The sequence below is a fragment of the Acinetobacter chinensis genome, assembly GCF_002165375.2.
Classification (GTDB): domain Bacteria; phylum Pseudomonadota; class Gammaproteobacteria; order Pseudomonadales; family Moraxellaceae; genus Acinetobacter; species Acinetobacter chinensis.
Genome location: NZ_CP032134.1, coordinates 2,320,086 through 2,334,122, shown reverse-complemented (window position 1 = coordinate 2,334,122; position 14,037 = coordinate 2,320,086). Strand labels below are relative to the sequence as shown.

Genomic DNA, 14,037 nt, shown 5'->3' with positions numbered 1-14,037 from the left:
AAAAGGCAGTCTGTTATAGTTACTCGCTTTTCATCAGCTCTTTTTTAGAATGAATATGATTTGCATCGTATTTTTACTCCAAAAAATAAAAAAGATGCTGTCAGATGTGAAAAAAAATTCTAATTAAATACAGGTCTGTTTTTAGCGCAGATCAGTAAATACTTTAAACCTATAATTTTTATGTATTCAGATGTTCATGGTTTTCCAGATGAACAGGGCATCTGAAACTTGGTGTAGCAGGCAGTACTTATGTCCAAAAAGGATGAAATTATTCATACAGCATTAAAACTCTTTAATGCGTATGGATATAATGCAATTGGTGTTGATCGTATTATCAATGAGTCAGGTGTCGCGAAAATGACTTTTTATAAATACTTTTCATCCAAGGCAAAACTGATTGAAGATTGTCTGCATCAGAGAAACCTGAATCTACAGTTTGCGTTAAATGCTGCGATTGCTGAATGTGATTCCACAGATTATATCAGTCATTTACGTACAGTTTTTTACTGGTATGGTCACTGGTTTCAAATGGAAGACTTCAATGGCTGCATGTTCCAGAAGGCAATTGAAGAAGTTTCCACAATGTATCCTTCAACCCTGGAACCTGCAACGGAGTACAGGCAATGGCTGACAGCACGTATGGACAGTGCTCTGAAAGGTCTGGGTATACAGCAGTCTTTGTCACTGGCAATGGTACTGACGAGTTTACTGGATGGCATGACAATACAGGCTCAGATTAAACCAGAAACTGTGAAAATAGAGGAATACTGGGACAGGGTTTATCAGCTGATTCAGCTTGAAGCAAACGAAACAGTCTGAGTTGAATCTCAGGGCTTAAAAATAAAAAAGCGTGATTTTTAAATCACGCTTCGCTGAAAAAGTTTATTTGTTAATACAATGAACAATTCTTAAAAAGAATGTTTAAGATATTAACATGAGAAGCTTTAATCTTCTTTCTTATGGTTATTTTAATATAGACGCTACATCCTCTGAAATTTTATCCATTTTAAACAGTGATTCAGAAATAACTTCACACTGAATATTTTATTTTCTGATTATATTTAATCTTTTGAAGAAAAACAACTTTTATGAAAAAGTAAGGTCTGGTGTGTGCATCAGTTCAAATAAACCGGACTTTTGTCCGGTTTATTTGATCAGGATTACTTTTCAACAAAGGCACGTTCAATAACGTAGTCGCCAAGAACACCCATTTTAGGAGATTCTTTCAGACCATGCTGGTCAAGAAGCGCTGCAACATCATCCAGGAAAGCTGGGCTACCGCAAAGCATTGCACGGTCAGTTTCAGGGTTGAAACGTGGTAAACCAATTTTTTCAAACAGCTGACCAGATTCAATCGCAGTTGTTACACGACCTTGAGTATGGAACTCTTCACGTGTCACAGTTGGGTAATAGACTAACTTTTCTTTAGCACCAAGCTCAGAGAAAAATTCGTGATTCGGAATTTCATTTAAAATCAGATCCTGGTACGCCAGTTCTGAAATAAAGCGTGTACCATGAACCACAATAATTTTTTCAAAACGTTCATAGGTTTCTGGATCACGGATGGTAGATAAAAATGGTGCCAGACCAGTACCAGAAGACAGCAGATATAAGTTTTTACCTGGGTTAAGGTCATCCAGAACCAGTGTTCCAGTCGGTTTTTTTGAAATAAGAATATCGTCACCAACTTTAACTTTCTGTAAAATTGAAGTTAAAGGACCATCTGGAACTTTAATAGAGAAGAATTCAAGTTCTTCTTCGTAGTTTGCACTTGCAATTGAATATGCACGCATTAAAGGCTTACCGTTGACTTCCAGTCCAATCATCACAAACTGACCGTTTTTAAAACGCAGTGCAGTATCACGCGTTGTTTTAAAACTGAATAATGTGTCATTCCAGTGGTGAACGTGAGTAATCTTTTCGACGTTGAAAGCAGCCATTAAAGGTCTCAATAAATTATCAAATTAGAACAGCTTGCTATTCTAATCTAAAATCATTCTCTATAAACTGAATATATTTAATTGAGCTTATCAGAAAAAGTGATTATGTCTGAAATCAGCTTGCCAATTATTGGTTATATGAATTCTCCGTACCATGAAAAGTTTGGAATCCCGAGGCAGCCGAATCTGGTACAGGTGGAGTCCTGGATTGAAATGGTTGAGCCTTATAATGATCTGCTTGCCTTTGAAGGCATTGAGGAATTCAGTCATTTATGGCTGATCTGGCAGTTTCATGATAATAAAAATCAGCAGAGTGAGAAGTTTCGCCCGCAGGTACGTCCACCCAGACTTGGGGGGAATCAAAAAACAGGTGTATTTGCGACACGCAGTATGTACAGACCGTCACCTGTTGGGCTGTCTGTTGTTCAGTTAAAAGAAGTTAAAAAAATGGGTAAGTCTGTTCGGGTTTATGTGACAGGCAGTGATTTATTGCATGGTACGCCAGTGCTGGACATTAAACCTTATATTCAGTACTCAGATTCAATACCGCATGCAATCAGTGGTTATGCGCAGGATGAACCGGTCAGAAAGCAGGTGAGCTGGACTGAAACGGCACAGCAGCATCAACAGTATTTTCTTGAATCTCAAATGATCACCGTCCAGCTGGTCAATGAACTTGAGCAGGTGCTGGCACTGGATCCGAGACCAGCCTATCAGCAGGATTCGGAGCGTTCTTATGGACTTTGCTTTGGCGGAGTCAATGTACGTTTTACCGCAGATGATCAGTGTATTTATATAACAGCACTTGAGGAACAGCACTGAATCAGAGCCGTTCCCAATGGGCTTATTTCAGTTTCTGAGCTGAATCTATATATGTACTTGCTGTTTTGTTAAACATGGTGCATTGATTTTTAAGTTTTTCAATTTCCCATTTTATGTCTTTATCTTCAGGGTATTCCTGCAATATCTTTTGCAGCTCTGTTATTTTATCTTCAACATTATATACAGTGCCTGCGGATTCGTAGTAATCACCATAGGCATACTCTGTTCCTGTGCTGAACATAGCAGTACGGCTGTTCTGATGGGACTCATTAGACACATGAATCAGGAAGTTCGCAAGATTATTGGTTGTATACCCTTCTGGGAAATATTCATCAGGTGTATGGCTTGTCCATATTGGTAAGTAATAATTAATTTTTATAACAGGCTGATTGGTAGATACTGTTTTTTTACGCAGGCAGAATGATCCTTCAGGGAAAATAAGTCCCTGGACATTTTTTAAATGGCTGGGAGCAGGGGAGTAGCCAAGTGACTGTATATAACTTTCCCTAAGATGTAGATATGTATCAAGATAATAACTGACAGGTTTATGACATCATAGTCAGTTGTAAATTTGAGTCTTTTTAGATGCAGGTTTGAGTATGGTGTAAAAGTCCACACGGTACCATTTACTGAAATATTTAAATCTACACCGTAATGATAGCCCTGTTGTGATGCTGTTTCAGGAAGTTGATACAAACCGTCTTCTGTCAGAGCTTCTGTCTCAAAAAGCCAGGGATAATTTTCAGGTACAGTACCTACAGTTGTATATTCAAATTTACGGTATAAAGAACGACTGTTGATTGTCATCAGGCTTTTTTTAATAATATTGAGCGTAGTTGGACTTGCGTGATCAAAACTGTATTCACTCCATTCCAGGTTGGAGATGATGCTTTGCTCTGGAATTTGATCTGATCTGTTTTCAGCTGAAGCATTTTCTGATTCAGATGAGCCACCACAGGCAACAAGTATTAAAGTTGAAAAAACAGTTACCCCTAAAAATTTAATATTCATAACACCCTCAAAATTACTAATTATCGCTTGTATAAAGCAAGCGGATTTTATCTGAACTTTTTTATACGTGTAATGGTAAAAAGTTAAAAAACAATAGTTTATTTCACTTGAGAGCTTTTGAACGTGGACGCAGGGTGTGAGCTGAATATTCTTTATCTCACAGTTTATTAACTGCTGGGTTTGAGACCTGTAATGAGTGGTTGTCTCGTGATCAAATGCTATTTTTTATATTTTAAGAAATACAAGCAGTTCATAGTGGAATATGAACTGCCTGATCATCATTGAGATGGCGGGGTACCTAAGATATCGTGAATAGCTTTAGTTGCAACAGGGTTGAGGTAGTCACAGGAAGTTCCTAGTGCTTTTTCAAACTGTTCAGCGATAGCTTGCCCAGAAGAACTTTCATCTACATATTTAAATTCATCCAGGTACTTTTTATTGAGTGGGGCAGGATCAAAACGAACTCCCTTTCCTATTTTCCACACGCTGTAAAATTTATTTTCAAATTTTGCTATGCCAGGATAATAATCAACATTTCGCATTAATGGGGTAAAGTCAGTTTGATGAATATAGGGTGTATTTACCTTAATCATTTCTGGTGAAATGAAACCTTCCATTTGTCTGTGGTACTCAGGTGATGCACCTTCAGCATAATCATACCAGATATTCTGGGCAGCATTTTGATCATTATAGAGTTGAAGCTCCCATGTATCCTGATTTTGAGTAGTCTTCTGAAGCTGAAGGCAAGTCGCACCATTTGGAAATTTTTTACCTTTAAATTGTTCCAGTGTTGCAAGTACTTTGATGTTGTGATTATAAAGCTGATCAGTATTGGGGACATTTCTTTGATTTACAGCAATATAAGGTTCAATACTTTCAAGAATATCCTGATTGGAAATATTCAGCAGTTTATATTCAGATTTGATTTCCAGCTGATTGATATTGATAGGTGAATTAGGTTTCAGTAACCATTCGGTATTAGTAACTGTAATATTTCCTGCAAGGGTTCCGTCGGTTTTATCAACAGTTCCATTTGAATATATCGAGTCCAGGGTGGAATGTATCAAATTTTTCCCAATGCCTGCTAATTCGGGATTGTATGATTTTACGTAAAGTTTACCATCTTTGATGGTAAATGTTTGCGAGCTGTATTCTGCATATATCTCACTGTCATTTGGATCTGTTTGGTTTCCGGGAATCCTAAATTTTGTCCATTGTTCTGTTTTAGGTGTGGTTGGCTGAGGGGCAGAACCACTATCATTTTTATCATCATCACTACATGCACTCAGTAAAAACAGTGAAGATAATGTAAGAGCTAAACATTTTTTTGTGATCATTAGTACATCTTTTTGTTATTTTGTGATCAATTTATCATTATTTTTCTTTAATACAAAGAAATTCAAATCTGCTTACATTCTTCTTATTTTATTTATCAGTCAGAAATATCTGTAAGTGACAGAGAGTTAATGCATTTCTGCTATACTGGTGGTGTCTTTTGGGGAAATAAAAATGCAATTCAATTTTGAAATTGATACGACCTGGTGTCTCGACCAGTTATTAAAAGATGGCAAAATTACTGAACGGGAAAAAATGAGGGTACAGACCACGCATCGACAGCGTGATCAGCTGAAGTGGCACCCTTTACAATGGATTTCAAATTTCAGTCTGGTGGACCAGAGTCATCCGCAAAGTACTTTAACCCTGAACCGTTTATGTCAGTGGCTGGCAGAAAAATCAGAATTGCCTTTTTATATTATTGATCCACTAAAGGCCGATGTGCAGGCGCTGACAGCTGTAATGTCACAGGAGTTTGCTGTCAGAAACCGAATTCTTGCTGTGGAAATTCAGACAGATACCATTTTAATTGCGACAGATCAGCCTTATGTGACTGAGTGGGTATCCAATCTGGAAAGAAGCCTGTTGCCGCGTAAAATAAAGCGTGTTCTGCTCAATCCGGAACAGTTACAGCGTTATCTGGTGGAGTATTATCAGGTCAGTCGCGCTGTACATTCATCACAGAAATCAAATGCTTATGATCGTGAAAACAAAGGCGTAGAGGCATTGTTACAGCTGGGGGATACACAGAACCCTGATGCCAATGATCAGCATATTGTTAAACTGGTGGACTGGGTTTTACAGTTTGCATTTGAACAGGGTGCCAGTGATATTCATCTTGAACCTCGCAAAGATACAGGTAAAGTACGTTTCAGAATTGATGGTGTACTGCACACCATTTACAACATGCCGGCAAATACACTGACCGCGGTGATTTCCCGGATTAAAATTCTGGGACGTATGAATGTCGCTGAAAAACGTAAACCGCAGGATGGTCGCTTAAAGACCCGAACACCTAAAGGGCAGGAAACAGAGCTTCGTCTTTCAACCTTACCTACTGCTTTTGGTGAAAAACTGGTGATGCGTATTTTTGACCCGGAAGTACTGGTCAGAAGTTTTCAGCAGCTCGGTTTTGAAGGTGGGCTGCTTGAGAGCTGGCAGACACTGACAGCGCACAGTCACGGTATTATTCTGGTGACAGGTCCGACAGGGTCTGGTAAAACGACGACTCTTTATTCATCACTGAAACAGCTGGCAACAGATGAAGTCAATGTCTGTACGATTGAAGACCCGATTGAAATGCTCGAACCGAGTTTTAACCAGATGCAGGTCAATCAGGGCATTGAACTCGGATTTGCAGATGGTGTCAGGGCACTGATGCGTCAGGACCCTGATATTATTATGGTGGGGGAAATACGTGACCAGGATACTGCAAATATGGCCATTCAGGCAGCTTTGACGGGTCATCTGGTCTTATCAACATTGCACACCAACGATGCTCCTTCCAGTCTGACCCGACTTCATGATCTGGGGGTGCAGCCATTTTTAACTGCTGCAACCATTCTGGGGGTACTGGCACAGCGGCTGGTCAGACGCTTATGCCCACAGTGCAAACAGGAAACTTTTCTGAATGATCAGGAATGGGATCACCTGACGTATGACTATGCCATAGAAAAACCCGAGTTTGTCTTTAAGGCAACAGGATGCGAGGCGTGTCGCCATACTGGGTATAAAGGTCGTGTCGGTATTTATGAGTTTATGCCTGTCAGCCTGGAGTCCAAACAGATGATCGGTGCAAATGCAAATCTGACGCAGCTGCGTGAGCAGGCAAAGAAAGAAGGAATTGAGCCTTTAAGAATTGCAGGTGCACGCAAGGTGGTGGAAGGGATGACGACCCTTGAGGAAGTTCTGCGGGTTGTGCCATTGAGCTGAAATGCTTCATCTTAAGATTCACCTCATGTTTGTTTGATTTAATGACTGCATCAGATAACTGAACAAGTCGATGAGGAAGAAGAAATGAACGTATTTTCGAAAGCTTTAATGGTTGCGGGTATTGTAGGCAGCACCACATTTGCAATGGCGAACACTCCTGTCAATCAGGCAGCAGTTGCTGCTCAAGCTGTGCCGACTACGGTTAAACATGCACTGACACTTAAAGATGATTCACCGGTACAATTGAAAGGTTATGTCGTTAAAGCTATCGGTGATGAAAAATATCAGTTCCGTGACAGTACTGGGACTATTACCGTAGATATTGATGATGAGCTATGGAAAGGTAAGCCTGTTTCTGCAAGAACGCCTGTGACCATTACTGGTGAGGTGGATATTGATTATAAACCTGCAAAGCGCGTTGAAATTGATGTGGATGCTGTACAGTTCTGATCGAGCTATGGATTAATATTAACTGATCTTAGTATGAACCTGAAAAAACCATATGAGTCGTCATATGGTTTTTTTGATTCAGCAGGTTTTTCAGGGCATGATAAAAGCTGTACCTGACAGATGGGTAAAATAAAATGCGGATATTACTGGCAGAAGACGATGTTTCTCAGGCAGAAAGTATAAAAACCTGGCTGGAAATGGATGGTTATCATCTGGACTGGGTGGAGCGAGGTGATCATGCCATACATGCGCTGGCTCAGCATGAATATGATTGTGTCCTGCTTGACCGTGGTTTACCTGTTGCCAGTGGTGATGAAATTCTGAAAAAACTGCGTAAGGATCATCCTGAAACACCGGTTATTTTTCTGACTGCCCGTGATGCAGTGCAGGATCGGGTGGAAGGACTGGATATGGGGGCAAATGATTATCTGGTGAAGCCTTTCAGTCTGGAGGAACTGTCTGCACGGGTACGGACTCAGCTCAGACAGCGTCAGCAGACTGTTTCCGATCAGATTTCTTTTGGAGATATTGTATTGAATCCGGTGGCTAAATCCGTTCATCTGAATGGTCAGCCTGTGAATCTGACTGCCCGAGAATTTCAGCTTCTGCATAAGCTGATGCTGCGCCCAGAACATATTGTGACTCGCGAACAGCTGGAGGAGTCTTTATATGCCTGGGGTGATGAAATAGAAAGTAATGCTATCGAAGTCTTTATTTACCAGTTGCGTAAAAAGATAGGCAGTCATTATATAAAAACAGTCAGAGGACTCGGTTATAAAATGAATCTGCAGAAGGACTGAGTCATGGATGCCATCAAAAAGGTGTCACTGCAAAAAAAACTGGTCAGCACATCCATGCTGAGTTCAGTCGTGGCGGGTATGATTGCATTCATCTTACTGCTTGGCATTTCGGTTTATCAGACCATGAGTGTGCAGGATGAGATCATGGATGAGATATCGGACATGTTGCTGATTTCTGATCTGACCAGTGTTGCAGGCTCGGGTACTCAGCTGGATGAACTGAGTGATGAATTTGATATCCAGTATCAGTTACAGAGTCAGAACCAGGTTTTGACACATTCCATGAATTACGTACCACGCCAGAATACTCAGCCGTATGACAATGAATACTCTTTTGAATGGTTTGATGGTCAGTTATGGCGTGTTTATCAGACAGCTGATGAGAGTACGCAGCTGACGGTCATTGCTTATCAGCCTTTAAAAGTCCGTTTTAAGACATTTGTCAGTACGCTGCTGGGATATGCGGGTATTTTGCTGTTTTTATGGTTTTTGCAGTGGTTGATTGTGCATTATGCCATTGCCCGTCAGTTCAGACCTTTAAAGGATTTATCTGAAAAAATAGCAGAAAAAAGTGCAGATGATTTAAGTCCAATCGTACAGCAAACCCCTCAGCTGCTTGAAATAGAGCCTATTGTTCAGCAACTGAACCGGTTGCTTTCCCGTCTTGAGCAGGCACTGGTTTCAGAACAGCGTTTTACCGCAGATGCTTCGCATGAACTGCGTTCGCCACTTTCGGCTATTCAGATGCGTTTGCAGGTACTGAAACGTAAATTTCCTGAGCTGAGTTCAGAACTTGCCGTGGTACAACAGGATGTAGACCGTGGGACAAAGGTGCTGGAAAATTTATTGCTGCTTGCAAGACTTGATCCTGAAGCTGCTGATCAGTTAGCTAAAGCCCGTCATAATCTGAAACAGATAGTGGATGATGCACTGGGCACAATCGAACCTGGACTGAAAGAGAAGTCTTTAAGGTTGGACAGTGATCTTGAGGATGTTGATTTTTACTGTAACCGCGAACTGATCTTCAGCTGTATCCGTAATCTGCTGGATAATGCTGTTCGTTACAGCCCTGAGAGAGGAGAGGTCAGTATTTCGCTTCGGGCACTGAACAAAGGCGCTGTATTGACTGTTGCCAACAGGAGTCCAGGGCTGCAGGCAGATCTGAGCAGGCTTGGAGAGCGGTTTTATCGGGTACTGGGTACAAAAACTCAAGGTTCAGGACTGGGGCTGTCCATCTGTAAGAAAATTCTGGAACTGCATTACAGTCAGCTGTTCTTCGAAGCATCAGCTCCCGATGGTTTCAAAGTCCGAATTGATTTTTCTGAACATCCATAAACTGAAGAAAGATCTGAGCCTGTCATGATCATGAAAGATGGAATGTTTACAGTTATAAAGACAGCATGCAAAAACTAAAAAAGCAGTATGCGCTGATTCATACTGCCTGTTCCCACGTTTATTATTCTGTATGTATTTATTATTTTGTGAGTATGAGTCGGTTATTACGTGTCAGACGAAGGCGGTATTCTTCCCCTGCATGCATGATCCGTATTTCACGCCCTAGAGCAAAAAGGTTGTTGGAATGCAGCATTGGCAGTGAATGTGCGGTTTCATTGTTACGTGTAAATAAGCTGAAAGGTGCGTTCATGTCCGTTGACTCCGTGGTGTATAGTGAACGATTTAAATGATAATCATTATCGAATAGACCTGTCAATGCAAATTTTCATATTTTATAAAAAACACTGAACTGGTTACACTCAGTCATATTTCAGGGAGATGAATGATGTCCAAACCCAATATCCATGTTGCTGTTGCGATACTTCTGCACCGTAATAAAGTACTCGTGGGCTGGCGTCAGGCTGAACAGCATCAGGGCAATAAATATGAATTTCCTGGTGGGAAAGTTGAACAGGGTGAGACACCACTCGAAGCCTGCCGTCGGGAAGTGTATGAAGAAGTGGGTGTGGGGATCAGTTCGTGGAATGATTTTGATTTTATCCGTCACGAATATGATGATGTCATAGTCAATCTGCATCTGTTTCATGCAGCAGTACCCGATGAGCTGTTAAATGAAATTCAGCAGCCCTGGACCTGGTACAGCAGAGAGGAACTGACTGAACTGAATTTTCCGAGTGCAAATAAAAGTATTGTGTCCCGACTGGCGTGGAAGCATCAAATCCGAATTTCTGAACAGCTGGAAGTCTGTCAGCAACTGGAAAATGATCAGCTGCTGTACTGGCGTAACGATGTGACTGCAGAAAGTCTGAAACAGCTTGCAGAGCTGAACATCGAAGAGCTGCCAAAACTGATTGTGAATATGGAGCTCTGGAAAAAACTGAACACTGTTCAGCAACAGAGCATTTCAGCGGTTCACTTAAAACAGCAGCAGTTGATGGCATTAAAAAAAGGCGAACTGAAAGCAGGGAAGCGGTACATTGCTGCCTGTCATGATCTGATTTCAATGAAACATGCACAGTACATCGGTTGCGATGCGGTTCTGCTGAGTCCTGTATGCAGAACAGCGACTCATCCTGATGCTGTCCCTCTAGGCTGGTCTCTTTTCAAAGAATATGCAACACAGGTGGATATACCGGTTTTTGCACTTGGAGGCATCAGTCACAATGATCTGATACAGGTGCAGCAGTCAGGTGGTTATGGTATTGCGGGAATCAGCACATTTAACTGAGTCTCGTGTATTGGGGTGATGCTGTCAGAGTGATTTCAGGGCAGTCTGAGCCTGAAGGATAGTTGCAGTTTTTTTCTGCATCTGTCCTGCTTTTAAAATACTCAGCCATAACTGTTTTTTCATGGCATCAGTCTGAGCATAACTTAAACCACGTTTTGCCAGTGATTCGGCATTTGCAGGTTGCTGTTTACGGTTTGCAATCATGGCAAGGTATAAAAATGGTTCGGGAGACTGAGGTGCCAGACGCTGTGCATGCAGTGCAGCCGTTTCAGCTGCACTCCATTGTTCTTTGGCATATGCTGTATTTACCTGCTGCATGAGCTGTCTGAAAGCAGGTAGGTTATGTCCGTCATCAAATTTCTGGCTGGACTTCTGTTCAGGAACGACAACCTTTAACTGCTTACGGATAATTTCTTCCTGGTCATAAGGTTTTATGACAACGCCTGATGGTGTATGGATTTCGGCAGGTTTTTCAGGCAGAGGTCTGACCTTTTTTTCAGGCTGTTCAGGAGTCGGCAGGCTTTGACAGCCTGCTAACAGTAAACATCCAAGAACAAATGCAGGTTTAATATACGCAACCTTTTTCAGCATCATGGAACACTTAACCTTCAGTTGTTATAAGATCCGCTGGAAATCACACGGTTGTCGCTGTTTGACAGTTCGCGTCCCATATCAGCTTCACTTTCACGGATATAGTTTTCTATTCTATCTTCCTGCTGTGCAGGCGGCTGAGTGGATTCAGTATCGGGATTGTAAACAGGTTCCACCTGATAATGAGGCAGACCGCATGCAGTTGCCCGACGTGGAATATTGTTACGCAGTAAAGGAATGTACATGGCACCCTCACAGCCCTGAGCTGAAAGGTTTCCGGAGTTTTTATCAATCCATTGCCACTGTACATCGTCAGTCTGGCGCAGGTTCACTGGTTTCTGACGCAACTGCTTCATGACATTGGTCCAGACGGGCAATGCACCTGAAGAACCTGTCAGTCCGGTCACTTTGTTGTTGTCCAGACCCAGCCATACAACACTGAGATAATTGCCTGAATATCCTGCAAACCATGAATCACGGGTGTCATTGGTGGTTCCTGACTTGCCGGCAAGTTTAAGATCCTGCGGTAAAGAGTTGTATGCTGAACGTCCCGTACCCGATGTCATGACCTGCTGTAAACCATAGTTGAGAATGTAGGCTGCGGATGGGTCAATGGTCTGCTGTACAGTCAAGCTGTAGCGGTCCAGTAACCGTCCATTTGAGTCAACTACTGAACGGATGGATTTAACCGGATATTTAAAGCCACCTGTAGCAAAGTTGCCATAAATGCTCATCATTTCCATAGGTGACATATCTACCGCACCGAGGAAAATAGATGGATATGATGGAATACTGGAAACTACACCAAATTTTTTCAGCTGATTGCTGAAAGTGGCAATACCAAACTCCTGTCCAAGGCGGACAGCAGAAAGGTTATAGGAGTTGGCAAGTGCCTGAGCCATTGGAACTACGCCGTGTTCGCCACCGCTGTAGTTTTTCGGTGTCCAGGACTTTCCTTCACTCTGAATATTGATATAACTGTCTTCAACAGGGCTTGCCCAGTTATAGCGACCTGACTCAATGGCACTGAGGTAGATCACAGGTTTCAGCAATGAACCGACCTGACGTTTTGCATCGAGAGTCCGGTTAAAACCAGTGAAATCCTGAGTCGAGCCAACGGCTGCAACCAGTTCACCATTTTCAGGGTGAGAGACCAGTACAGCGCCCTGGAGATCTTTCAGTGTTTTAGGATTGGCATTTGCCAGGCGTGCAACGGAGCTTTTAAACTCCTGCTGAATATGCGTCTGGGCAACTGGATCAAGCGTTGTAAAAATTCGCAGACCCTGATTGGTCAGGTCACTTTCCTGATATTCACTTTTCAGCTGGCGACGGACAATATCAAGGAAGTCTGGGAAACGTGCAGGACCCAAAGTCGGTTTTGCCAGTATGCCTAAAGGTCTTGCTGATTCACGTTCAAACTGATCGGGAGTCAGATAACCCATCACCACCATATTGTTCAATACAATATTGCGGCGTTTGATTGCACCTTCAGGATTTTTCCATGGATTGTACAGCGTAGGTCCCTGAACCAGTCCAACGAGATAAGCCTGCTGCGCAATGTTCAGTTCACGCAGTGGTAGACCGAAATAGAACTGGGAAGCAAGACCATAGCCATTGATGGAATAATTGCCGTTCTGCCCAAGATTGACTTCATTTAAATAGGCTTCAAGAATTTCGTCTTTGTCATAATGAAGTTCGACCAGTAAAGCCATCAGTGCTTCATTGACTTTACGTTTTAAAGTCCGCTCAGGGGTCAGATAGAAGTTTTTAACCAGCTGCTGAGTCAGCGTTGAGCCCCCCTGGCGTCTGCCACCGGTTGCATTACTGACCAGTGCGCGGGCTGTACCACGGACTGAAATGCCATAGTGATGGTAAAAATTACGGTCTTCGGTTGCAATCAGGGCTTCAATCAGAGGTTTAGGAACATTGGTCAGTTTAATCAGAACACGGTCTTCATTGTGCTGAGGATAAATGCCGCCAATCAGTAAAGGTTCAAGTCGGGCAAGTCCGGTCGATGACGGTTTGGTTGCACTGACTTCACTGATACTGTTGTTGGTGAATGAAACTTTCAGTACCTGTTCAGGTTCAACACTGTCACCAAAATCAAAGCCGCGGGTATGTACATACAGGGTGTTTCCAGATGAAACATAATTTCCCGATTTTGCATAGCTGTCTGTATTTTTGTAACTGAGCAGTTTCAGTTCCTGTTCAAAATCAGTCTGAGATACAGGGGCATTGGTATACACTTCAAGAGGGCGGGCAAATACTTTTGCAGGTATGTCCCATCGTTTCCCTTCAAATTTTTCACGCACAATATTATCAAGTCGGATCAGGTAGATACTGAAGACTACAAAAATACCAATGACCAGTACTGAGAAAATAAGTGCAAAGAAACCAATACCACGTTCAGACTTCATATATAAAGATAAAACCCTGATAAATTGTGCTAATCATGCGAAGCTTTTCGTCAATT

At 42.0% G+C, this 14,037-nt stretch carries 14 protein-coding genes; 7 read left to right on the top strand and 7 right to left on the bottom strand.

Going from position 1 to position 14,037, the window contains the following annotated elements; translation table 11 throughout:
* Positions 1-249 precede the first annotated feature (249 nt).
* A complete protein-coding gene (locus tag CDG60_RS12010; protein ID WP_087512445.1) occupies positions 250-819 on the top strand; it encodes a TetR/AcrR family transcriptional regulator in 570 nt (189 codons plus the stop codon).
* 341 nt (positions 820-1,160) lie between these two features.
* On the opposite strand, the gene CDG60_RS12005 is transcribed toward CDG60_RS12010, so the two are convergent.
* On the bottom strand, positions 1,161-1,940 hold the full coding sequence (locus CDG60_RS12005) for a ferredoxin--NADP reductase (protein ID WP_087512446.1): 780 nt from the start codon (positions 1,938-1,940) through the stop codon (positions 1,161-1,163).
* Between the two features lie 120 nt (positions 1,941-2,060).
* Here CDG60_RS12005 and tsaA point away from each other — a divergent pair, with 120 nt between their 5' ends.
* Positions 2,061-2,762 carry a tRNA (N6-threonylcarbamoyladenosine(37)-N6)-methyltransferase TrmO gene (tsaA, locus tag CDG60_RS12000; RefSeq protein ID WP_087512563.1) on the top strand — a complete coding sequence of 234 codons (702 nt, stop codon included), beginning with the start codon at positions 2,061-2,063 and terminating at the stop codon, positions 2,760-2,762.
* A 22-nt stretch (positions 2,763-2,784) separates the two neighbouring features.
* On the opposite strand, the gene CDG60_RS11995 is transcribed toward tsaA, so the two are convergent.
* The 3 genes from CDG60_RS11995 to CDG60_RS11985 all read right to left on the bottom strand — a co-directional run bounded on the left by CDG60_RS11995 (position 2,785) and on the right by CDG60_RS11985 (position 5,110).
* Positions 2,785-3,003 (bottom strand): hypothetical protein, encoded by a 219-nt coding sequence (locus CDG60_RS11995; protein ID WP_087512447.1) that lies wholly within the window; start codon positions 3,001-3,003, stop codon positions 2,785-2,787.
* Positions 3,004-3,218: 215 nt separating this feature from the next.
* A complete protein-coding gene (locus CDG60_RS11990; RefSeq protein WP_087512448.1) occupies positions 3,219-3,773 on the bottom strand; it encodes a hypothetical protein in 555 nt (184 codons plus the stop codon).
* 278 nt (positions 3,774-4,051) lie between these two features.
* Positions 4,052-5,110, bottom strand: a complete 1,059-nt coding sequence (locus CDG60_RS11985; RefSeq protein ID WP_087512449.1) for a hypothetical protein — start codon at positions 5,108-5,110, stop codon at positions 4,052-4,054.
* Positions 5,111-5,282: 172 nt separating this feature from the next.
* Between CDG60_RS11985 and tfpB the strand changes: the two genes are divergently transcribed.
* The 4 genes from tfpB (at position 5,283) to CDG60_RS11965 (ending at position 9,625) form a co-directional block, all read left to right on the top strand.
* Complete coding sequence (gene tfpB / locus CDG60_RS11980; protein WP_087512450.1) at positions 5,283-7,040, top strand: type IV pilus assembly ATPase TfpB; 1,758 nt, start codon at positions 5,283-5,285, stop codon at positions 7,038-7,040.
* Positions 7,041-7,124: 84 nt separating this feature from the next.
* Positions 7,125-7,490: a NirD/YgiW/YdeI family stress tolerance protein gene (locus CDG60_RS11975; RefSeq protein WP_087512451.1), complete on the top strand. Its 366-nt coding sequence runs from the start codon at positions 7,125-7,127 to the stop codon at positions 7,488-7,490.
* Between the two features lie 134 nt (positions 7,491-7,624).
* Complete coding sequence (locus tag CDG60_RS11970) at positions 7,625-8,290, top strand: response regulator transcription factor (RefSeq protein ID WP_087512452.1); 666 nt, start codon at positions 7,625-7,627, stop codon at positions 8,288-8,290.
* Positions 8,291-8,302: 12 nt separating this feature from the next.
* Positions 8,303-9,625: a sensor histidine kinase gene (locus tag CDG60_RS11965; protein WP_087512564.1), complete on the top strand. Its 1,323-nt coding sequence runs from the start codon at positions 8,303-8,305 to the stop codon at positions 9,623-9,625.
* 139 nt (positions 9,626-9,764) lie between these two features.
* On the opposite strand, the gene hemP is transcribed toward CDG60_RS11965, so the two are convergent.
* A complete protein-coding gene (hemP, locus tag CDG60_RS11960) occupies positions 9,765-9,935 on the bottom strand; it encodes a hemin uptake protein HemP (protein WP_087512453.1) in 171 nt (56 codons plus the stop codon).
* A gap of 135 nt (positions 9,936-10,070) precedes the next feature.
* On the opposite strand from hemP, the gene CDG60_RS11955 reads away from it, so the two are divergent.
* Positions 10,071-10,973, top strand: a complete 903-nt coding sequence (locus CDG60_RS11955) for an NUDIX domain-containing protein (RefSeq protein ID WP_087512565.1) — start codon at positions 10,071-10,073, stop codon at positions 10,971-10,973.
* A gap of 24 nt (positions 10,974-10,997) precedes the next feature.
* On the opposite strand, the gene CDG60_RS11950 is transcribed toward CDG60_RS11955, so the two are convergent.
* Entirely contained in the window at positions 10,998-11,564 is a 567-nt protein-coding gene (locus CDG60_RS11950) for a tetratricopeptide repeat protein (RefSeq protein WP_171405507.1), read from the bottom strand.
* 17 nt (positions 11,565-11,581) lie between these two features.
* Positions 11,582-13,981, bottom strand: a complete 2,400-nt coding sequence (mrcB, locus tag CDG60_RS11945; RefSeq protein ID WP_087512455.1) for a penicillin-binding protein 1B — start codon at positions 13,979-13,981, stop codon at positions 11,582-11,584.
* Positions 13,982-14,037 lie beyond the last annotated feature (56 nt).